The 21,659-nt window shown below is 36.8% G+C and carries 21 protein-coding genes; 6 read left to right on the forward strand and 15 right to left on the reverse strand.

Annotation, left to right across the window (positions count from 1 at the left end):
• Nucleotides 1-111: 111 nt before the first annotated feature.
• Nucleotides 112-573, reverse strand: coding sequence for a DUF441 domain-containing protein (locus PQF83_RS13700; RefSeq protein WP_000625507.1), 462 nt, complete (start codon nt 571-573; stop codon nt 112-114).
• Between the two features lie 419 nt (nt 574-992).
• Between PQF83_RS13700 and ytvI the strand changes: the two genes are divergently transcribed.
• Nucleotides 993-2,111, forward strand: a complete 1,119-nt coding sequence (gene ytvI, locus PQF83_RS13705) for a sporulation integral membrane protein YtvI (protein WP_001081397.1) — start codon at nt 993-995, stop codon at nt 2,109-2,111.
• A gap of 573 nt (nt 2,112-2,684) precedes the next feature.
• Here ytvI and PQF83_RS13710 read toward each other — a convergent pair.
• From PQF83_RS13710 to dnaE, 8 genes are all read right to left on the reverse strand, one after another.
• Nucleotides 2,685-3,074, reverse strand: a complete 390-nt coding sequence (locus PQF83_RS13710; RefSeq protein ID WP_000871626.1) for an FxsA family protein — start codon at nt 3,072-3,074, stop codon at nt 2,685-2,687.
• Between the two features lie 202 nt (nt 3,075-3,276).
• Entirely contained in the window at nt 3,277-5,034 is a 1,758-nt protein-coding gene (pyk, locus tag PQF83_RS13715; protein ID WP_001232661.1) for a pyruvate kinase, read from the reverse strand.
• A gap of 53 nt (nt 5,035-5,087) precedes the next feature.
• Nucleotides 5,088-6,047, reverse strand: a complete 960-nt coding sequence (gene pfkA, locus PQF83_RS13720) for a 6-phosphofructokinase (RefSeq protein ID WP_000821160.1) — start codon at nt 6,045-6,047, stop codon at nt 5,088-5,090.
• Nucleotides 6,048-6,175: 128 nt separating this feature from the next.
• Complete coding sequence (gene accA, locus PQF83_RS13725) at nt 6,176-7,150, reverse strand: acetyl-CoA carboxylase carboxyl transferase subunit alpha (RefSeq protein WP_000818794.1); 975 nt, start codon at nt 7,148-7,150, stop codon at nt 6,176-6,178.
• The gene (gene accD, locus PQF83_RS13730) at nt 7,138-8,007 is read right to left on the reverse strand and encodes an acetyl-CoA carboxylase, carboxyltransferase subunit beta (protein ID WP_000942861.1); all 870 of its coding nucleotides are present in this window, start codon (nt 8,005-8,007) and stop codon (nt 7,138-7,140) included. The genes accA and accD overlap by 13 nt, the downstream gene beginning before the upstream one ends.
• A 185-nt stretch (nt 8,008-8,192) precedes the next feature.
• Nucleotides 8,193-8,837 (reverse strand): FadR/GntR family transcriptional regulator, encoded by a 645-nt coding sequence (locus PQF83_RS13735; protein WP_000204431.1) that lies wholly within the window; start codon nt 8,835-8,837, stop codon nt 8,193-8,195.
• 14 nt (nt 8,838-8,851) lie between these two features.
• The gene (locus PQF83_RS13740) at nt 8,852-10,060 is read right to left on the reverse strand and encodes an NAD(P)-dependent malic enzyme (RefSeq protein ID WP_001970845.1); all 1,209 of its coding nucleotides are present in this window, start codon (nt 10,058-10,060) and stop codon (nt 8,852-8,854) included.
• 133 nt (nt 10,061-10,193) lie between these two features.
• Nucleotides 10,194-13,520 carry a DNA polymerase III subunit alpha gene (gene dnaE, locus PQF83_RS13745; protein WP_000673751.1) on the reverse strand — a complete coding sequence of 1,109 codons (3,327 nt, stop codon included), beginning with the start codon at nt 13,518-13,520 and terminating at the stop codon, nt 10,194-10,196.
• Nucleotides 13,521-13,562: 42 nt separating this feature from the next.
• Between dnaE and PQF83_RS13750 the strand changes: the two genes are divergently transcribed.
• Both PQF83_RS13750 and ytrI read left to right on the forward strand, forming a co-directional pair.
• Nucleotides 13,563-13,976, forward strand: a complete 414-nt coding sequence (locus PQF83_RS13750; protein WP_001998397.1) for a YtrH family sporulation protein — start codon at nt 13,563-13,565, stop codon at nt 13,974-13,976.
• A complete protein-coding gene (ytrI, locus tag PQF83_RS13755) occupies nt 13,973-14,476 on the forward strand; it encodes a sporulation membrane protein YtrI (RefSeq protein ID WP_001265735.1) in 504 nt (167 codons plus the stop codon). Before PQF83_RS13750 ends, ytrI begins: the two co-directional genes overlap by 4 nt.
• Before the next feature lie 51 nt (nt 14,477-14,527).
• On the opposite strand, the gene PQF83_RS13760 is transcribed toward ytrI, so the two are convergent.
• Entirely contained in the window at nt 14,528-15,460 is a 933-nt protein-coding gene (locus PQF83_RS13760; protein ID WP_000545147.1) for a DHH family phosphoesterase, read from the reverse strand.
• Nucleotides 15,461-15,696: 236 nt separating this feature from the next.
• Here PQF83_RS13760 and PQF83_RS13765 point away from each other — a divergent pair, with 236 nt between their 5' ends.
• Nucleotides 15,697-16,002: a YtpI family protein gene (locus PQF83_RS13765; RefSeq protein WP_001144765.1), complete on the forward strand. Its 306-nt coding sequence runs from the start codon at nt 15,697-15,699 to the stop codon at nt 16,000-16,002.
• 7 nt (nt 16,003-16,009) lie between these two features.
• Here the strand turns inward: PQF83_RS13765 and PQF83_RS13770 are convergent, their stop codons facing one another.
• The 4 genes from PQF83_RS13770 to PQF83_RS13785 form a co-directional block, all read right to left on the reverse strand.
• Nucleotides 16,010-16,273 (reverse strand): DUF3949 domain-containing protein, encoded by a 264-nt coding sequence (locus tag PQF83_RS13770; protein WP_000099739.1) that lies wholly within the window; start codon nt 16,271-16,273, stop codon nt 16,010-16,012.
• A gap of 89 nt (nt 16,274-16,362) precedes the next feature.
• Nucleotides 16,363-17,304, reverse strand: a complete 942-nt coding sequence (locus tag PQF83_RS13775; RefSeq protein ID WP_000345500.1) for a phosphotransferase enzyme family protein — start codon at nt 17,302-17,304, stop codon at nt 16,363-16,365.
• A gap of 129 nt (nt 17,305-17,433) precedes the next feature.
• Complete coding sequence (locus tag PQF83_RS13780) at nt 17,434-17,757, reverse strand: hypothetical protein (protein ID WP_000538208.1); 324 nt, start codon at nt 17,755-17,757, stop codon at nt 17,434-17,436.
• A gap of 198 nt (nt 17,758-17,955) precedes the next feature.
• Nucleotides 17,956-19,269 carry a CBS domain-containing protein gene (locus PQF83_RS13785; RefSeq protein ID WP_000201583.1) on the reverse strand — a complete coding sequence of 438 codons (1,314 nt, stop codon included), beginning with the start codon at nt 19,267-19,269 and terminating at the stop codon, nt 17,956-17,958.
• Nucleotides 19,270-19,513: 244 nt separating this feature from the next.
• On the opposite strand from PQF83_RS13785, the gene PQF83_RS13790 reads away from it, so the two are divergent.
• On the forward strand, nt 19,514-19,675 hold the full coding sequence (locus tag PQF83_RS13790; RefSeq protein ID WP_000976310.1) for a hypothetical protein: 162 nt from the start codon (nt 19,514-19,516) through the stop codon (nt 19,673-19,675).
• A 40-nt stretch (nt 19,676-19,715) separates the two neighbouring features.
• On the opposite strand, the gene PQF83_RS13795 is transcribed toward PQF83_RS13790, so the two are convergent.
• Nucleotides 19,716-20,399 (reverse strand): metal-dependent hydrolase, encoded by a 684-nt coding sequence (locus PQF83_RS13795; protein ID WP_000868938.1) that lies wholly within the window; start codon nt 20,397-20,399, stop codon nt 19,716-19,718.
• Between the two features lie 149 nt (nt 20,400-20,548).
• On the opposite strand from PQF83_RS13795, the gene pepQ reads away from it, so the two are divergent.
• A complete protein-coding gene (pepQ, locus tag PQF83_RS13800) occupies nt 20,549-21,646 on the forward strand; it encodes a Xaa-Pro dipeptidase (RefSeq protein ID WP_000994042.1) in 1,098 nt (365 codons plus the stop codon).
• Nucleotides 21,647-21,659: the final 13 nt, after the last annotated feature.

Genomic DNA, 21,659 nt, shown 5'->3' on the forward strand with positions numbered 1-21,659 from the left:
TAAAGTCTCTGCTGTTATGTAACTTTTCAAAGTTTCTAATCCTATTATAAACAATTATCTGACTTTTGTGAACAGAAAGAATTCAAAAATTTTATATTACTATAAAATTCCTTATTTAAACATCTGTATAATACTCATTACTGCATAGGCAATTCCAGCCCCAATTAATGGACCTACAGCGACCCCATTAAATAAAGCAACTGCTATAATTGTCCCGAAAACGAGCGCAGTTGTAATATGAGGATCTGTCGTTAATAATTGTACGCCACCTTTTGCTAACAGAGCAACTGCTACCCCTGAAGCTAAAGCAATCCATGCATAATACGATTTCGCTGCTTCTCCAAGTTGCTTAAATCCTATTTCCCCCGTCGCAATCGGTACGAGTACTGCTATTGTAATAACCGTAACACCGAGGTTAATCCCTTTCGTTTGTAGATAAGGAAAGACTTTATCCCCTAGAAATGTAAATTTTAATAGAAATAACACACCAATAGCTACAGTAAGCGATTGGTTTTTCGCAATAAGTCCTATAATAAGTAGTATGAATAAAAATAACGTTGACTGACTAATCATGTTTGCACTTCCTTTCTGAAAATAATGAACTCATTTCCAAACAAAAATACCTTTAAACCTATCGTTATACATGCTATATCGATGCCTATTCAACATGAATCACTTCATTTTTTTACGCATTTTAAAATGACAAACTGAGACTTTCACCATCCAAATGTAAGCATGTATACATTTTAAAAAACGGGCGTCTCTCCTTTCTTTTCTAATTAGAAACAGGTAAAATAAAAAGAAGAGAAAATGAAGTTTTTACCATATAGTAGAAGCATCAACACCAAGCTTTCACAGTCACTCACGTACTGAAAAAGCAGGAAAATCCATCATTCCACTATAACATAAAGTGAAACTTTAATCAGTGGGGCACACTCGTTATAAGTTGAACGAATTAGGATAATCCAAATTGGAATGGGAGGTATACATCTTTGAATCGAAACTTACTATATATGATATTGCGACTCGTATTTGTCATTGTAGCGACGGTAGCCGGGTTCTATGCATTACTATATATGTCAGGACTTATCTATCCTTTTATTATCGCTTTCGCATTTGCTTATTTAATTAATCCTGTCGTCAATTTCCTGAATCAAAAACTACAATTTCCTCGCGCACTCGCAGTACTCGTTAGCTTAATTCTCGTATTTGGAGCTATCGTCGGACTCGTTACATATCTTGTAACAGAAGCAATATCTGCCACAACATACTTACTACAACTTGTTACAGTAAAATTTCCGGATATCGTTGCATTCGCTCAGCAGTTTGCACTTAATCATATTATGCCTCTCTACGATGATTTAATCTCTAAATTTAATCATCTTGGGGAACCGCAGCGCTATACGATTACACAAAACATTCAAAACTTAGGAACCGAAGCAACGACGCAAATGAAAGAACTTTTAACCGCTATTATAAGCGGGTTAACAAATTTCATTAGTGCACTACCAACTACTTTAACTGTACTTGTATTCGTTTTATTAGCCACTTTCTTCATTAGTTACGATTGGCATCGTCTTGCTCAGAAAGTAAGAAAGTTTTTGCCCAACCGTGTTCATGGCTATGGAAAAACTATTTTTGTGGATTTAAGAAAAGCTTTATTCGGTTTTGTTAAAGCGCAACTTACACTCGTATCTATGACAACTGTTATTGTACTAATCGGACTTTTAATATTACGCGTACCATACGCCATTACTATCGCGATTATTACAGGGGTTGTAGATTTACTCCCGTATTTAGGAACAGGAGCTGTCTTCGTTCCTTGGGTTATATACGTATTTTTCACTGGCGACACTGCTTTTGCCATCGGTCTTCTCATTTTATATATCGTCGTGATTGTCCAAAGACAAATTATGGAGCCAAAGGTACTTTCATCTAATATCGGCCTTGATCCATTAGCAACACTGATTGCTCTATTTGTCGGCTTTAAGCTCTTTGGCTTCTTAGGATTAATCATCGGTCCAGTCACCTTAGTACTACTTAATACATTGCACAAAGCTCGTGTATTCCATGATTTGTGGAAATATATTAAAGGCTCACCTTCAAAATAATAGTTTCTAATTCATACACAACAAAAAACTTACATGTAATCAGTGGGAAATTCCCACTGATTATTCCTTGTACTTATTTTTCATACTCATTACATAAAACAAGAGAATTGCACTCAAAAAAGATAATTCTCTTGTTTTTTTGCATAAAAAACGCATATTTCGTGGTGTTTTTACATATTTATTCTATTAATTTTATAATTATTACTTACATTTATTACTTTTTATGTAAATGAATAAATATACAAAATAGCACAGAATGAGACTTAAACTGACCATTTACCTGCCCTTATTTAACTCTTTTCGTTCCAATTCATTCTTTTACATACAAAAACAATCTTAAGTTCAGATTCCCACTTTAAACACACTGATTAAGAGCTAATAACTCCTCAAATCGAAAAATACACAACAAATACAACAAAGTAAAACTTTAATCTACAAGGATCCTATCCCCATCGATTATTAACCGTCACATTCGCCGCATATTAAAACACACCTTTCATTAACTGAACTTTAACCACTCTCTCATCCTTTTACAGACAAAAAAATAGTGCTTAGATTGCTATAATCCAAGCACTATTTCTGCACAATAATAGTTGAGTTTTTTCTAAACTTCCATTCCATCCACTTCATAATAAACGGCTTCAATAAAGCCCTCGTCATCGGGATAACAAAGATTAAACCTATTATATCCGTTACATATCCAGGAAGTACTAAAAGAATACCCCCTACAAAGATAAAAATACCATCTAGTACTGCCGCTCCTGGCATTTCTCCCCTATTCAACTTAGATTGAATCTCTCCAAGTACTTTAAACCCTTGTCTTTTCGCCAAATATACACCTACAACACCTGTAAATACAATCATAGCGAACGTAGACCACAAACCTATTACATGACTCGATCCAATTAAGACTGTAATCTCAATAGCCGGTATTAATATAAACAAGAATAGTAACCACTTCATAGTTCTACACTCCTTTCATATCCTATCACTTTAAACACCCTCACAACGTCCATATACACCATATAAAAGCTAAACGCACTTTTCCCATCAAACTTCATAACAAACAGCTTTTAAAAGCAATTTCAGACGTTTAAAGCTAGTTTCACCTCATTTTTGTGTAAAAAAAAAAAGAGAAGGACTCCGATCCTTCTCTCCGTATTACTTATAGCACTTCCGCATGTCCATTATAAACAATTCCGCGTGCTGCATCAACTGTTACTTCTTGGCCATTTTTTAAAGTTGCTGTTACGCCGTTTACACCAACGATAACAGGAATACCGATTGATACACCTACAACAGCCGCATGGCTTGTTAGGCCGCCTTCTTCTACAACTAGAGCAGCAGCTTTTTCGATTGCAGGAATCATATCTTTATCGGTGCTTGTTGTAACAAGGATATCACCTTCGTTTACGTTTGCTACAGCTTCAGCAGCTGTTTTCGCTACAACTACTTTACCTTTTGCAGCTTTACGACCGATTCCTTGTCCTTTAGCAACTTCTTCACCAACAACGTGGATCTTCATTAAGTTTGTTGTACCAGTTTCAGCAACTGGAACACCAGCAGTGATTACTACAGTGTCTCCAAGTCCGATTAGACCTGCATCCATACCTGTTTGAATCGCTGTATCTAACATTTCGTCAGTAGAAGCTGCACGCTTCTCAGCCATAAATGCTTGTACACCCCAAACAAGTGCAAGACGACGTCCTACTTGCTCGTCAGATGTTACAGCTACGATTGGAGATTTTGGACGGTATTTAGAGATCATTTTCGCAGTATATCCACTTTCTGTTGGAGCTACGATTGCAGCTACATCAAGAGCAAGTGCTGTATGCGCAACAGATTGGCTAATTGCATCTGTAATTGTTGGAGTGAACTCTTTAATACGTTTTTTGAACATATCTTCATATTGTAATGATTTTTCAACACGTACTGCAATGTTAGCCATCATTGTTACTGCTTCTACTGGGTATTGTCCAGCAGCTGTTTCACCTGAAAGCATGATTGCGTCTGTACCATCGAAGATTGCGTTAGCTACGTCACTTGCTTCCGCACGAGTTGGACGTGGGTTACGTTGCATAGAATCTAACATTTGTGTTGCAGTAATAACTGGTTTACCTAACACGTTACATTTTTTGATTAGACGTTTTTGTACTAATGGTACTTCTTCTGGTGGAATTTCTACACCCATATCACCACGAGCTACCATTAAACCGTCAGAAACCTCTAAGATTGAATCGATGTTGTCGATACCCTCTTGGTTTTCGATTTTTGGTACGATTTGGATGTATTGAGCGTTATGCTCTTCTAGTAATTCACGGATTTCTAATACGTCAGCTGCTTTACGTACGAATGAAGCTGCGATGAAATCAACTTTTTGCTCGATACCGAAGATGATATCTTTTACGTCTTTTTCAGTGATACCAGGAAGCTTAATGCTTACGTTTGGTACGTTAACACCTTTTTTATTTTTTACAGTTCCGCTGTTAAGAACTTTTGTACGGATGTTTCCGTCAGCTTTTTCGATTACTTCTAGCTCGATAAGACCGTCATCGATTAGAATACGAGAACCTGGGTTTACATCGTCATAAAGACCAGCATAAGATACAGAGAACTTCTCTGCAGTACCTAATACTTGCTCAGTAGAAATAACTACTTCTGCACCTGTTACAAGCTCAGCTTGTCCGTCTACGAAGTCGTGAGTACGGATTTCTGGACCTTTTGTATCAAGTAAGATACCAACTGTTTTACCAGTTTTCTTTGAAGCTTCACGAATGTTTTTAATACGAGCGCCGTGCTCTTCATGGCTACCATGAGAGAAGTTTAAACGAGCAACGTTCATACCTGCTTCGATTAATTGCTCTAATTTTTCAATACTTTCACTAGCAGGACCTATAGTACATACAATTTTAGTTTTACGCATATTGCACCTCCGAAAATTATGAAACCGTTCCCAAATATCCGACATTACGCCGATTAGATGGATAATTCTTTAGATAATTGACACATATCTTTATCGATTGTATGTTTTTGAGCTAACGCTTCGATAATGTCATGATCAACAAGTTTATTATTTTGAATACCTACACAACGTCCACCTTTACCAGCAATTAACAATTCAACTGCTCTTGCACCAAGACGACTTGCTAATACACGGTCTTGTGCACTTGGTGATCCACCACGTTGTACGTGACCTAATACAGTTACACGAGTATCAAAGTTTGTTGCTTCTTCAATGTGCTTACCGAAGTCAATTGCACTTCCAACACCTTCAGCTACAACGATAATACTATGTTTTTTACCACGTTCACTACCGCGTTTCAGACGAGCGATAACCTCATCCATGTCATACTCTTCTTCTGGAATTAAGATTGTCTCCGCACCATCAGCTAAACCAGCCCATAATGCGATATCACCAGCGTGACGTCCCATTACTTCGATAACATATGTACGTTCATGAGATGTAGCTGTGTCACGAATTTTATCAATTGCATCAATAACAGTATTTAAAGCTGTATCGAAACCAATTGTAAAGTCTGTTCCAGGGATATCATTGTCGATTGTACCTGGTACACCAACACATGGGAATCCTTGTTCAGTTAATTTTTTAGCGCCTTGGTAAGAACCATCTCCACCAATAACAACAAGTCCTTCGATACCGTGTTTCTTTAATTGCTCGATACCTTTTAGTCGTACTTCTGGGTCTTTAAACTCAGGACATCTTGCTGTATATAATTTCGTACCACCGCGGTGGATAATATCGCCAACAGAACCTAGTTCTAATTTTTCAATGTGACCAGAAATTAATCCAGCGTATCCATGGTAAATACCATATACTTCAATATCATGGAAAATCGCTTTACGAACAACTGCACGAATGGCAGCATTCATACCAGGTGAATCTCCACCACTTGTTAATACACCAATACGTTTCATTTGTACTCACCTCATAAAGATTATTTGCCTTATAATAAAATAACACGAAAAAATATAAAAATACAATGGAGAAGATGTGTCTTTTCATAATAAAAACGTGCATTCGCGAAGTGGAACGCACGCTTTTCTTATTTTATCCAAATGGAAGCGTTTGAAAACGAAACTTGCCCAATTTTCATATATTTTTCATAACGTTTTTCGATTAATTCATCTTTCGAAATTCCGTTTAATTGTTCAAAAGTTTTTCTAAGCATTAAATCTATATTTTCTGACTGTTTCAAAACATTACGGTGTGCTCCACCTTTTGCCTCTGGAATAATTTCGTCAATTACACCTAATTCTTTCAAATCTGCTGCTGTAATTCTCATCGCCTCTGCAGCTTCCTTTGCTTTTCCTGCATCTTTCCAAAGAATTGCCGCTGCACCCTCTGGCGTAATAACAGAATAAGTGGAATTTTCTAGCATATGAATGTAATCTCCTACTCCAAGACCTAGTGCACCACCACTACCACCTTCGCCGATAACGATACAAATAACAGGAACCGTTAAGCCTGCCATTTCAAATAAATTGCGGGCGATCGCTTCACTTTGACCACGTTCTTCAGCAGCTTTACCAGGATAAGCTCCTTTCGTATCAATAAAACAAATGATTGGACGATTGAACTTTTCCGCCTGCTTCATTAAACGCAATGCTTTTCGATATCCTTCTGGGTGAGGCATCCCAAAATTACGGCGAATATTTTCTTTCGTATCTTTTCCGCGTTGATGCCCGATTACAGTTACAGGCATCCCTTTATACTTCGCAATGCCGCCGACAATCGCTGCATCATCGCCAAATAGACGATCTCCATGACATTCAAAAAAATCAGTAAATAAGTGCTCAATATAATCGAGCGTTGTCGGTCGTTCTGCATGACGAGCAATTTGAACACGGTCCCATACTTTCATATTGCCGTATATATCTTCCTCTAAATTTTCTAGCTTGTCTTCCAAAATACGAATCTCCTCACTGAAGTCCATCTGGCTGTTTTTCGTATAGTCTTTCAGTTCACGAATCTTATTTCTTAGCTCAACAACTGGTTTCTCAAATTCTAGCTCTGCCATACAGCCATTTCCCCTCCTTGATGAACTTCTAAAATCTTACGAAGCGATTCTCTCATATCATCACGATGTACCACCGCATCTAATTGACCATGTTCTAGTAAGAATTCTGCCGTTTGGAAATCTTCCGGTAGTTTCTCACGCACCGTTTGTTCAATTACACGTCTACCAGCAAATCCGATCAGCGCCCCTGGTTCTGCAAGATTATAATCACCAAGTGAAGCGAAACTCGCTGAAACCCCGCCCGTCGTTGGGTGAGTCATAACAGAAATAAATAATCCTCCTGCATTACTATGCTTTTTCAAAGCTACGCTTGTTTTTGCCATTTGCATTAAACTTAATATCCCTTCTTGCATACGGGCACCACCCGAAGCAGTAAAGATAATAAATGGAACTTGTAAGTCGTATGCCTTTTCAACCGCACGGGCAATTTTTTCTCCTACAACAGAGCCCATGCTCCCCATTCGAAAACGAGAATCCATTACTGCAACAACAACAAGCATGTCATCAATTGTTCCTTCACCAGTTACAACCGCTTCGTTCAAGTCAGTCTTCTTACGATCGCTCTCTAGTTTCTCTTCATAATCTGGAAACTCGAGTGGATTTAATGAAACCATTTCTTTGTCATACTCACGGAATGACCCTTCGTCCAATATACTATCAAGACGTTCCCATGCATTCATAGGATGATGATATCCACAATTCACACATACTTTTAAATTTTTTAGAAGCTCTTTCGTATACATGATTTTTTTACATTTCGGACATTTTGTCATAACGCCGTCTGGTACATCTTTTCGTACTTGTTCTGAAGGTATTGCAGCGTACTTTTTCTTTTTCACGAATAAATCTCTTAGCACAATTTGACCCCCTTCGTTGAGAGCTAAGGTTAGCGTAAGAAGAAAATTGGGCTAACACCAAAGTTTGATGTTAGCCTTATCTTCTCAATCTGTCTAATAACCTCACTCTTTACGTTTAACTTTAACCGCTACGCGATAGAATGTTTGTCATAACGTGTCATGGTCATTTCGACAAATTTTATACATTACGAGTGAAACTGTATATTCTCTACTAATTCATCGTAAATTTTTAGTGCATCATTTTCTTGTTTTTCTTCCAAAATAGCGTAAAGCTTTCTATACATATCGATAGAATCTCCTGAAACTTTACAAGAAAGCGTTGATACGTAATCATTTACGATCATCCAAATGCGATATAGTAAATAATTATCGACTTGTTCAATAAGTGTTTTAAAGAACGTTTGGTGAAGCATTGGAACTGAGTTTTCATTTCCTTCAAGCACTTGATGTAATTTACTTAGCACTTTAGAAAACATTTCTTTCGGTAAATTACATACAATTCGAATCATATCTTTCTCAAGCAATCGTTTTGTTTGTAATAAATCACGAATTGTTTTCTCATCTTGCAGCAAGAACGGAGCAATCAATTGTACAAGACCGTTATCGTAAAAGTTTCGAATAAACGTCCCTTCACCACGTCTCGTTTCAATTAATCCTACAAGTTCTAAAGCACGCAACGCTTCTCTTACAGAGGAACGTCCTACGTTTAAACGTGAACTTAACTCACGCTCAGACGGCAAACGATCCCCTGCTACCAATCCATCCTCTTCCATAATGGAACGGATTTTTTTTACAATTTCGAGATATACTTTTGTATTTGATGATGTCAATGGAAATTCCTCGCTTATTCTTTACCAATCAGCGCTAATTGTTTTGTTTTCTCAGCAACTTCATTTGGATCTACTTGACGGCGAGCTACTCCTGTCTCCATTGCAGCTTTTGCAACGTAAGCTGCTACTTGAGGCGCTACACGCGCGTCAAACGGTGCTGGAATGATATAGTCTGCATTTAACTCATCTTCTGCTACAAGCTCAGCAATAGCTTGTACAGCTGCCATCTTCATTTCTTCGTTAATTTGTGTCGCATGTACGTCAAGTGCACCGCGGAAAATACCAGGGAACGCTAGTACATTATTTACTTGGTTTGCGAAGTCAGAACGACCCGTTCCAACAACAGCTGCGCCCGCTGCTTTTGCCAATTCTGGCATAATTTCTGGAACTGGATTCGCCATTGCAAAAATAATTGCATCGTCATTCATTGTACGAACCATCTCTTCTGTTAATGCACCTTCTGCAGATACACCAATGAATACGTCCGCACCTTGTACAACATCAGCTAAAGAACCTTCGATACGATTCTTATTTGTATATTTTGCCACTTCATCCTTCACCGGATTCATACCTGTAGGACGACCATCATAGATTGCCCCTTTACGGTCACACATAATAATGTCGCGTACGCCATAGCGATATAAAAGTTTAATAATTGCAATACCTGCTGCACCTGCGCCATTTGCGACAACTTTAATGTCAGACATTTTCTTTCCAACTAGTTTTAGCGCGTTCACAAGACCCGCTACTGTTACGATAGCTGTTCCGTGTTGATCATCATGGAAGATAGGAATATTTGTTTCTTTTTTCAAACGTTCTTCAATAATGAAGCAGTTTGGTGCTGCGATATCCTCTAAGTTAACGCCGCCAAAAGTTGGCTCCATTAATTTTACAGTTTCAACAATTTTATCTACATCGTTTGTATTTAAGGCAATTGGGAATGCATCTACACCAGCAAAGCTCTTGAATAATACAGCTTTACCTTCCATTACTGGAAGAGATGCTTCAGGTCCGATGTTACCAAGACCAAGTACAGCCGTTCCATCTGTCACAACTGCTACCATATTTCCCTTCATTGTATATTCATATACCTTACTTTTATCGTCATAAATTTCTTTACAAGGTTCTGCAACCCCTGGAGAATATGCAAGACTTAAATCTTTTGCATTTTCTACTTTTACTTTTGATACAGTTTCTAATTTTCCTTGATGCACTTTATGCATGTGAAGTGCTTCTTCACGAAGTGTTGACAAACTATCCACTCTCCTCAAATTATTCTTGCTGATATCAATTTCTCCAAGTGGTCTGACCACGAACACTACTACTATAATAATCGAAGTGTAGGGAAATTGTCCATTATATTTTCACAACCACATTTTCTTCCCCGACAATTTCACGAAGTGCTCCTAAACATTCTTCACTTGGATGAATCGATAAACTTCGTGATAATTGTACCATTTTATGTTCCTTTTCATAATAAATTAGTACTTTCGCAAAACCCGAATAGTCAAACAATATTTTAGTAACCTGATTTAAAAGCTTTTTCTCATATTGAGATGGCAATTTCACGTAAACAGACGCATCTTTCTTTTCTTCATACACATCCATTTCTTCTAACGGATATAGTCCATTTACAATCCATTGCAGCTTATGATTTCTAAGCTCAATCATGCCGTCAACTAAAACAATTGCTCCTTCTTGTAACTTATCTGAGAAATGTATATACGTTTCGGGGAAAAGAACTGCTTCCATTTCATCATTTTGATCACAAAATGTAATAAATGCCATCTTTTGCAACTTTTTCGTACGAATCACTCTCACGCTTGTTATGTACACGATAGCTCTTTGTACTTTTTTCTTATGTCGCATCGCCTGAGCGAGAGTTGGAATTTCTAATTCTTTCGCTAACTTCACATACTGCGCTGTCGGATAGCTTGATAAATAAAAACCTAGTACTTCCTTCTCTTTATTTAACTGTTCAATAAAAGAGAGCTCTTCTCCTTGTACGTATTTTGATTTCGGAACAGCATCTCCTAAATCACGTGCAAGATTGGCATACTCTAACGCTCCTTTAAGACTTTTCCATAAATTCGTTCTCGAAACACCGAAATCGTCAAAACACCCAGACCAGACGAACGCCTCTAAATTTCGCTCTGTTACAAACTTTGATGGCATGCGCAGACAAAATTCAAATAAATCTTCAAACATTTTTTTCTCTCGTTCTTCGATTAATGCTGTCACTGTAGCCATTCCGATGTTTCGAATGGAAAGTAAGCTGTAACGTATTGCATTTCCTTCTATTTGGAAATTGTAACCACTTCTCTGAAGAGACGGCGGCAAAACATGAAAACCTTTTCGCTTCGTTTCGCGTATATACTGCACAATCTTATCTTCATTTCCAATTGCACTCGATAATAGTGCCGTCATAAATTCCAGCGTATAATTCGCTTTTAAGTAAGCAAGCTGATATCCAATCATACTGTAGGCTACAGCGTGACTTCGGTTAAAGCCGTAATTTGCAAATCTTACAATTAAATCATAAATTTTCTCTGCAGATGTCTCGTCATAACCATTTTGTAAACACCCTTGCACAAAATGCTTACGTTCCTGATCTAAAATATCACGATTTTTTTTACTCACTGCACGGCGTAATAAATCGGCTTCTCCGAGCGAGAAGCCCGCCAACTTCGACGCGATTTGCATAATTTGTTCTTGGTATACAATTACACCGTATGTTCTTTCTAAAATCGGCTTTAAGTCCGGATGTAAATATTCAATTTGTCTTTTTCCGTGTTTTGATTCAATAAAGGTTGGAATTTGTTCCATCGGTCCTGGTCTATATAACGAGTTAACAGCAACAATATCTTCAAATTCATTCGGCTTTAACCCGCGAAGCACATTTCGCATACCACCTGATTCAAGCTGGAATACACCTGTTGTATCCCCTCTACCTAACAATTGGAATGTCTTTTCATCTTGAAGTGGTAAATTTCTTATATCGATTTCTTTTCCTGTTTTTTGCACGATAAACTTTATAATATTTTCAAGTAACGTTAAATTACGTAATCCTAAAAAGTCCATCTTGAGCAACCCAAGTTCTTCTAATGCATCAGCTGGGTATTGCGTAACATACACATCGTTATGCCCTTCTTGAATTGCAACACTTCCAGTTAATGGCTCTTGGCTCATAATAACGCCAGCTGCATGAATAGACGTATGACGCGGTAAGCCTTCTACACGTTTTGCAATTTCAAACACACGTTCATGCAGAAGATTCCCTTGTATAAATTCACGGAGTGATTGCGATTCCTCATATGCATCTTTTAACGTTATACCAAGCTTTGATGGGATAAGTTTTGAGAATATGTCGATATCTCGCGGCGGAAGACCCATTACACGCGCAATATCTCTAATTGCCGCTTTCGCTGCAAGCGTCCCAAACGTTACAATTTGCGCAACACGAAGCTGACCATATTTATCCTTCACATATCGAATCATCTCATCACGTCTTATATCCGGAAAATCAATATCAATATCTGGAAGTGTCACACGCTCTGGGTTTAAAAACCTTTCAAATAATAGATCGTATTCAATTGGATCAATATCTGTAATTTCTAATACGTAAGAAACGAGTGAGCCAGCCGCTGATCCACGACCTGGTCCTGTTAAAATATGATTTTCATGCGCGTACTTCATAAAATCCCAGACAATGAGGAAATAATCACTAAATCCCATGCTAGAAATCACGTTTAATTCATGATTCAAACGATTTATATGTACTTCTTTCGGCGTACCATAACGTTTCTGTAACCCTTCTTCACAAACGCGGCGCAAATACATATCATTCGTCTCGTTAGATGGAACAGGGAATTTCGGTAATTGATTTACATGAAACGGTATTTCTACTCTACAACGTTCTGCAATTTCTACTGTGTTATAAATCGCTTCTTCTACGTGAGAAAATAGGGCTTCCATTTCATCTGATGATTTTAAATAATATTGATCTGTTTTCAGCCTCGGCCTATCAGGATCCGTCATTTTCGTTCCACTTTCAACAGATAATAAACATTCATGAACAAGTGCGTCACTTTGATTGATGTAGCGTACATCGTTCGTCGCTACAACCGGAATATTTATCCTATTCATAAATGCAGGTAATTTTTCTTGCAGAAGCAGTTCATCTTGAATCGCATGATGCTGTAAACTCATATAAAAACTGCCGAACATATTTTGATACATACGAGCTACTTCTTCAGCTTGACTCTCTTTGTCTTCTAATAATAATTGTTCGATTTCCCCATCTTTACCTGGTGAAATAGCAATTAATCCTTTCGCATAATGTGCAAGCCATTTCTTAGGAATACCTTCTTTTGACTTTGTCATAATGCTACTAGAGATCTTTAATAAATTTTGATAACCTATTTCATTTTCAGCAAGTAAGACAAGCGGATAAGACTTTTCTTCTTCTTCACTAAAAATAGAAGCTGTTAAGCCGATAATAGGATGTATACCATGTTTCTTACATGCTTTATAAAATGGAATAACGCCATACATAACATTTTCATCCGTAATAGCTAGCGATGAATAACCGAGCTCTTTCGCCCTAACTACAAGTTCATCAATTTTACAAGCACTTTTTAATAAACTAAAAACGGTTTGACATTGTAAATGCACAAACTTCACTGTTGTACCCTCTCTTTACCTATTTGACTACTTTTATTATAGGTGAAGAGGAAAGAGGAAATCAAAACATACTTCTTATACTTTGTCCATATATATGAAGAAGAAAGGGGAATGACGATGGATGTAAGAGAACACACTTTTTTCTCTCTGCTTATTATTAGTTACTTTATTGCCTTTGGGGTTATACTTGGTGGTTCATTAATTGGTGGATTTGGTGCATTTCTTATCGGAAAACCAACTCTCACTTACATTAATCAATTCGCCCAAAATTTAAGAATTTGGGCACTCGTTGCAGCGATCGGCGGAACATTTGATACTTTTTATAGTTTTGAAAGAAGTTTCTTTGGCGGGGATATGAAAGATATCGTAAAACAAATTCTCCTTATTTTTTTCGCAACAGGTGGTATGCAAACTGGTCTTATTATTATTAAATGGCTAACGCAGGAGCATGTATGAGAGTACCAAGTGCCAATACAGCAAAAAGATGGTATTTAGTTTTAGCTGGTGCTGCTGTTGGGGGCGTGTTGAGCTGGTTTATTTTTTTGTACATATACGGTGTTTTTCAAGAAGAACAAGCTAGTAAAATAGCAGAACAAAGAGAAATTATAGAAAAACAAGAAGCAAAACTCCACGTCCTTCTCGAAGATCAAGAAAAATTAAATACTGAAAATAAACGGCTCTTAACCATTCAAGAGATTAAAATAAAACTTATAAATCGAGAAAAATACGATTTAGACAACCTTACAATTGAAAACATGACTACTTCTATCCATAATGACCTCCAGCATCTTTTAACGAAAAACATACAAAGTATCGCAAAAAATAAAGACCTACTCAAAAAGGTAATCGAAAACAAAACGTACAAACATTACGATCGGCTATACCGTTTTAAAGTCGATACAATATCTTTCGATACCGTGCTTGAAATTAGCATTACGATAGAGAAAGAAAAATAAAGAAGGAGGGGTTTAGCGCCACTCCTTCTTTTCGTTCTAACATATAATTTCTTATTTACAAATCTCACGTAAATCAGCAAATAGACGATCCGCTTCCTCCCAAGAAGATGCTTTTGCACCAGAAGCCATCGGATGTCCTCCGCCGTTATATTGCATTGCTAATTTATTTATAACTGGTCCTTTTGAACGAAGGCGAACACGAATCACATCGTCTTCCTCTAAAAATAGAACCCATGCCTTTAATCCATCAATATTACCAAGTGCTCCAACAACGCCGGATGCCTCAGAAGGAAGTACATCAAATTCTTCTAATACTTCTTTCGTTAATTTAATGTAAGCTGCTCCTTCTTCTACCATCGTAAAGTTTTGTAAAATATAACCGTTTAAACGAGCGATTTTTTCTTTTGTCTTATACATTTCATTGTATAAGTCTGTGAATTTCACACCCATGTCAACAAGCTCACTTACGTAACGAAGTGTTTTTGCTGTTGTATTCGGGAATAAGAAACGACCTGTATCCCCAACAATACCCGCTAAAATAAGACGAGCTGCTTCTTTTGTTATTTTTAATCCTTTATCTTTTCCATAATTATAAAACTCATAAATCATTTCACTTGTAGAACTTGCTGTCGTATCTACCCACGTAATGTCTCCGTATGGATCTTCATTTGGATGATGATCAATTTTGATTAACATCTTCCCTTTTGTATAGCGTTGATCGTCAACACGTTCTTGGTTTGCTGTATCACAAACGATAACGAGCGCATTTTCGTATACACTATCTTCAATATCATCCATTACTCGTAAATATGCTAATGACGGTTCATTGTACCCAACCGTATAAATATTTTTCTCTGGAAACGATTCTTGTAGAATTGTACTAAGACCGCCCTGTGAACCTAACGCATCTGGATCCGGACGCACATGACGATGAATAATAATTGTATCAAACTCTTTAATTGCTCCTAAAATTTGCTCATGCATATGTATAATCTCCTTTTTATTCAACTTCTTCACTTTAACGTGCAGTAAAAGCCCAATGAATGTGGGCTAATCATTAGCACGGACACATCCCCACACTAATGAAAGTCTCACTTTATCCTCCATTATAACGGAAAGTATTTCATACATGCGAACAATTGCTTTATAATAAAAATTAGAAAGTTTAGATATTTCTTTTTTCTCTACTATTTTTTCATAAAGCGATGGGAGTGTGCATGATGCCAGTATTAGTCTTCTGTATTATCGTCTCATTTATGTTGTACCTCTTCTACAAAACAAAATACTTTCGTACAAACCGCCCAATGGAGAAAGGTTGGCTCTCAGGAAAATCCGCAATGGCACTCGGTTCATTCGTCTTATTCTTCGGGATAAACCAATTCTTTTTAGAACTTTCAACCGCTCGTATTATCGTTGGTATCTTATTCGTTCTATTTGGCAGTGCAAGTGTATTTAATGGATTTCGCCAATACAAACATTTCTTACCATTAGCAGTTGAAGAAGCCGAAGTCTATGAAGCAACGTAAAAAAGCATCAACATTGTGATGCTTTTTTACGTCCTCTAACTTTCAAAATCATATATGCGACAAACGCAGAAGGAATATTGAATGGATTGCCTTGCACATGGAGATGTAACTGTTCTTCCCCAAAAGACATTTTTTCATATAGCTCTCGCTGAGATAATCCTGTTTTTTTCTTTTTTTCATGTAAACCTTGTAAGTATAAATATTGAATCGGTATCATCACAAGGAAGTAAAATAGTGCGATACTACCAAAAAAGAGTACTGTCGATGACATCATGCATACCACCTTTCAGAAATCCATTTTCTTACAATTAAATTATAACATAGTCTAGAATCCAAATGAATTAATATTCTGTTTTTTTATCAGACAATTGTCTTACTGTATAACTCCTCTTCCGCATACTGAATATATCGGCGAATGAAATAATCAGGATTCTTTTTAATAGGTTCAATATCAAGTCTTAATGGTATTTTCCCTGCCATATAAAAGATTCTTAAAGCAGTTCCAAGTCGAATGGCTGCTTCCGAAATATTTCCCCCATATCCCATCATGAAGTTCCCCCATGCCTCTTCTAACTGTCCAGAAGCAATTAAATGCAATCTAGGAACACCAATATCAAACTCTTTATACCCAAATCCACATTCATCAAAATCGAGTAAATACCAATCCTCTTTGTCTACAAGAATATTTCCAAAATGCATATCTCCGTGAACAAATTGTTTTTCTCCCAATTGAATTGAGTTTGTAAGTTCTTGTATTCTTTCTGCAATTCTCAAGCATTTATTTTTATCCTCATAAGATAAAAAAGAAGCATGTAATAAACATTGTAAAGGCTCATGAATCATCTTTTTCTCGCTATATATAGGTCTTTCATAACCCCTCCAAGTTTGCGGCACACTTTTAAGTACTCCATTTGCTTTTTCATGAAACATTCGCATGAGTGATCCAAGTTTTTCATAATCTTTATCCTTTGGTTCTATAATTTCACTTCCATTTATAAACCTAAAGACAACAAAATACTGGATACTTCCCTCATCTTTCATAACAGGTGTGATCCAGTCACCATCTTTATTTACAACTACTTCTGGTACTAACATTTGTTTTTGTATCGCTATTAACCAATGTATTTCAGCTTCTATTTGCTCGGCTGTATAACGTCCTTCTCTATACTGCCTAACTACAAATTTATTTTTGTCCGATTCGAACATATATGTTTGATTTTCTCCCCCATGCAACAATGAAACTTTCATAAGACTATTTAAATTATATTGCTTACATAACTGCTCTTTAATGTGAAAATCCATTCTTCTCCCCCCTAGTACATATAGTGCAGCATAGTTTCCCTTTAATAATTAGTAGTGTAAGCTTTTCTATCGACTAACAACCAATTCTCTAACCTGATATAGATTAGCTAAAGTCTCCAACATATACTGCTATTTTTGCACTTCACTACCCAAACTCTTACGCAGCTTAAATAACAGCTTCAAAATCCAATAAAACAAAATAAAGTTAAAGAAAAAGCCTAATGGATTAAAAGATATTTCCCATCCACCATAATAAACAAATGTTTCAGCTGGTACACCAAAGTATAGAAAATCGCCCTTATTTTCTCCAGCTGTAGAGATAAAGGAACAAACAATAGCGAAAATCAAACTTACTACATACAATTTCTTTTTCTTTATATCCATTCTTCGATGTGTTAACACATGAAAAGTTATTGCAAATACTACCCCTAAAAAGAGAATTATTACTCCCATTCGACACCTCCACAATTATTGTTCAAGCATCTTCAAATGATTGCACGCTTCTATTTATAAATATGAAACAGAACGTAATTTACCTTTTTCTTTTGCAATTCAAAACATAATAGATTCAGTTGATAACTAAATTTTAAAAAGCTCTACTATACCTTCTTAAAAAAAATGGAACAAACCAAAGCGGCTTGCTCCATCTTTTTATTTATCGATCAATTGCACCATAAGTAATGCTTTCCCAACAACATTACCTTCATGATGTACTTCTACATCAACCTTACCAAATTTACGTCCTATTTCTAATACTTTCGGATGAACCGATACAACATTGTCAATTTGAACTGGTTTTACGAAATAAATTGTTAAGTTCTCAACAATTAAATCGCTCTTCTTTTGCGCACGAATAACGCGATTCGTTGCTTCTGTCACAATCGTTGCGAATACACCGTAAGATAGCGTTCCGATTGAATTCGTCATTTGCGGTGTCACTGAAAATTGATATAGATGCTCATTTTTCGCTTCTTTCGGCGTCATAAATTGATTCGTTACAATATCATCGATTGTTTCACCGACTTGCGGTTGACGCTGAATCATTTGCAACGCCTGAAGTACATCTTGACGGCTAATAATACCTTGCAACTTATTTCCTTCATCAACAACTGGAAGTAACTCAATACCTTCCCACACCATCATACGCGCCGCAGCTGCGACAGACATTTTTCCATTTACCGTAATCGGATGCTTTGTCATCACTTTATCAATTGGTGTTTCTTTCGCTACACCGATCATATCTTTTGAAGTTACAATACCTAACACTTTTTTATTTTCATCAACAATCGGATATCTTCCGTGCATCGTCTCTTCGTTATACGCATGCCATTGCTGCACTGTATCATCTGGCTTTAAATATAACGTTTCTTCAATTGGCGTTAAAATATCTTCAACGAGTACAATTTCTTTCTTAATAAGCTGATCGTAAATCGCACGGTTAATTAACGTTGCAACTGTAAATGTATCGTAACTACTTGAAATAATCGGCAGTTTTAATTCATCTGCTAATTTCTTCACATGATCTTCCGTATCAAATCCGCCCGTAATTAACACCGCAGCTCCGGTTTCTAACGCTAATTGATGTGCGTTCGTACGATTACCGACAATAAGTAAGTTTCCAGCTTCTGTATAGCGCATCATCGCTTCTAATTTCATTGCTCCGATTACGAATTTATTTAACGTTTTATGTAGTCCTTCTCTGCCTCCAAGTACTTGACCATCGACAATGTTAACGACTTCTGCATATGTCAGCTTTTCAATATTTTCTTTCTTCTTTTGTTCAATTCGAATTGTTCCGACACGTTCAATCGTACTAACATACCCTTTATTTTCTGCATCTTTAATTGCACGATAAGCTGTACCTTCACTTACACTCAAATCTTTTGCAATTTGCCTTACAGAAATTTTATGCCCTACTGGCAGGCTATTAATATGTTCTAAAATTTGGTTATGCTTGGTAGCCAAATGGTTTCACCATACTTTCTTTTCCCTAAATTCTTCATGTGTTGTATTTTCAGTATACTATATTTTCAAAACTGTTACACTCTCTCTTTGTATATCTGTACTATTTTTTTTATAACAAAATACACCTTACATTACACCACTTCTTCTATTACAACAATGTAATGGTATTGTCATCTCGTTCGATAGTTTGTCCAGCCACTTCCATATACAATGAAGACAAGAAATGAAACAAAGGAGCGGATACATGATGAAAAAATTATTAGAAGTTGTAGGTGCTGTATTGTTAGCTTTCGTAGACGGGAAAAAAGTTGCAATGGAATTGAATGAAACACCTGAACAGCCACTTCCAAAAAGAAAAGAATCATCAAAACAAGTACAACCTTTACAAGCTGTCCTACACACGTAAAAAACCCTTCACTTGTCTTTTCAAATGAAGGGTTTCTTTTCTATAGTGTAATACTTTCTCCAGCTTCTAATACTTTCCCTGTACAATTTTGTAGCTTTTCTACAAATTGATATGGATCTTGTTCAATAACCGGGAACGTATTGTAATGCATCGGTACAACAGTTTTCGCCTGAACCCATTTTGCTGCTAAAACAGCATCTTCTGGTCCCATTGTGAAATTATCACCAATTGGTAAAAATGCTACATCAATGTTATTTAATTCCCCAATTAATTTCATATCAGAGAATAGAGCAGTATCCCCTGCATGGTACAAAGTCTTCTCTTCTGCTGTAAATAAAATACCCGCTGGCATACCTGTATATGTAATCGTCTTATTTTCTTCATCAATATAACTAGAGCCGTGGAATGCTTGTGTAAACTTCACTTTTCCGAAGTCAAATTCATGTGAACCACCAATATGCATCGGATGTGTTTTTACACCTTGCCAACTTAAAAATGTCGCTAGTTCAAATGGTGCCACTACAACTGCATTATTTTTCTTCGCAAGTTCTACTGTATCTCCAACATGATCACCATGACCGTGTGATAAAAGAATCGCATCTACTTTTACATCTTCAGCCTTTAAATCTGTTTTTGGATTTCCTGTTAAAAACGGATCAATTAAAATTACTTTTCCATTCGTTTCAATCTTTACAACTGAATGCCCGTGATAAGATACTTTCATTATTACATTCCTCCCCTTATTACATTCTCACTTTTTATTCTACATGATTTTTCAATTCCCTGTCTTTTCTAACATCGATTTACTTGTCATAACGCTTTCTTCCGAGTTAAAGTTATATTTGTAATTAAATATCTCGGGGGTGCCAATCGATGAATGCTAGATTAGAAAATTTAATGCAATGGCTAAAAGAAAAAAACGTTGAAGCTGCGTTCTTAACTTCTACACCGAACGTCTTCTACATGACAAACTTCCACTGTGAACCACACGAAAGACTTCTTGGTATGTTTGTATTCCAAGAAAAAGAACCTATTTTAATTTGCCCTAAAATGGAAGAAGGCCAAGCACGTAACGCTGGCTGGGCACATGAAATTATCGGATTTACTGATACTGACAGACCATGGGATATGATTGCAAAAGCAATTAAAGACCGCGGTATCAATGCAAATGCAGTTGCAATTGAAAAAGAACATTTAAACGTAGAGCGTTACGAAGAATTAACAAAATTATTCCCAAATGCAGCTTTCACGTCAGCTGAGGAAAAAGTTCGTGAACTTCGTTTAATTAAAGACGAAAAAGAACTTTCTATTTTACGCGAAGCAGCTAAAATGGCAGACTATGCTGTTGAGGTTGGTGTAAATGCAATTAAAGAAGATCGTAGCGAACTAGAAGTATTAGCAATTATTGAACACGAATTAAAAACAAAAGGCATACATAAAATGTCATTTGATACGATGGTATTAGCAGGTGCAAACTCTGCTCTTCCACACGGTATTCCAGGTGCAAACAAAATGAAACGCGGCGATTTCGTACTATTTGATTTAGGCGTAATCATTGACGGCTATTGCTCTGACATTACACGTACAGTGGCATTTGGCGACATTTCTGAAGAACAAACTCGTATTTACAACACTGTACTTGCTGGACAACTACAAGCAGTTGAAGCATGTAAACCAGGTGTTACACTTGGTGCAATCGACAACGCTGCTCGTTCTGTTATCGCAGATGCAGGTTACGGCGACTTCTTCCCGCACCGCCTTGGTCACGGACTAGGAATTAGCGTACACGAATATCCAGATGTAAAAGCTGGTAACGAATCTCCATTAAAAGAAGGTATGGTCTTCACAATCGAGCCAGGTATTTACGTACCAAACGTAGGTGGCGTTCGTATTGAAGATGATATTTATATCACAAAAGACGGATCAGAAATTTTAACGAAATTCCCGAAAGAATTACAATTTGTAAAATAATAAAAAAGGCAGC

This window comes from Bacillus sp. FF-1, from assembly GCF_028548245.1.
Taxonomy (GTDB): Bacteria; Bacillota; Bacilli; order Bacillales; family Bacillaceae_G; genus Bacillus_A; species Bacillus_A paranthracis.

Excerpts from the sequence above, each read along its gene's own strand:
- PQF83_RS13700 (WP_000625507.1), bottom strand. The coding sequence starts at position 573 with ATGATTAGTCAGTCAACGTTATTTTTATTCATACTACTTATTATAGGA.
- PQF83_RS13710 (WP_000871626.1), bottom strand. The coding sequence starts at position 3,074 with ATGAAGTGGTTACTATTCTTGTTTATATTAATACCGGCTATTGAGATT.
- pyk (WP_001232661.1), bottom strand. The coding sequence starts at position 5,034 with ATGCGTAAAACTAAAATTGTATGTACTATAGGTCCTGCTAGTGAAAGT.
- pfkA (WP_000821160.1), bottom strand. The coding sequence starts at position 6,047 with ATGAAACGTATTGGTGTATTAACAAGTGGTGGAGATTCACCTGGTATG.
- accA (WP_000818794.1), bottom strand. The coding sequence starts at position 7,150 with ATGGCAGAGCTAGAATTTGAGAAACCAGTTGTTGAGCTAAGAAATAAG.
- PQF83_RS13740 (WP_001970845.1), bottom strand. The coding sequence starts at position 10,060 with ATGCATAAAGTGCATCAAGGAAAATTAGAAACTGTATCAAAAGTAAAA.
- ytrI (WP_001265735.1), top strand. The coding sequence starts at position 13,973 with ATGAGAGTACCAAGTGCCAATACAGCAAAAAGATGGTATTTAGTTTTA.
- PQF83_RS13760 (WP_000545147.1), bottom strand. The coding sequence starts at position 15,460 with ATGCATGAGCAAATTTTAGGAGCAATTAAAGAGTTTGATACAATTATT.
- PQF83_RS13765 (WP_001144765.1), top strand. The coding sequence starts at position 15,697 with ATGCCAGTATTAGTCTTCTGTATTATCGTCTCATTTATGTTGTACCTC.
- PQF83_RS13770 (WP_000099739.1), bottom strand. The coding sequence starts at position 16,273 with ATGTCATCGACAGTACTCTTTTTTGGTAGTATCGCACTATTTTACTTC.
- PQF83_RS13775 (WP_000345500.1), bottom strand. The coding sequence starts at position 17,304 with ATGGATTTTCACATTAAAGAGCAGTTATGTAAGCAATATAATTTAAAT.
- PQF83_RS13780 (WP_000538208.1), bottom strand. The coding sequence starts at position 17,757 with ATGGGAGTAATAATTCTCTTTTTAGGGGTAGTATTTGCAATAACTTTT.
- PQF83_RS13790 (WP_000976310.1), top strand. The coding sequence starts at position 19,514 with ATGATGAAAAAATTATTAGAAGTTGTAGGTGCTGTATTGTTAGCTTTC.
- PQF83_RS13795 (WP_000868938.1), bottom strand. The coding sequence starts at position 20,399 with ATGAAAGTATCTTATCACGGGCATTCAGTTGTAAAGATTGAAACGAAT.
- pepQ (WP_000994042.1), top strand. The coding sequence starts at position 20,549 with ATGAATGCTAGATTAGAAAATTTAATGCAATGGCTAAAAGAAAAAAAC.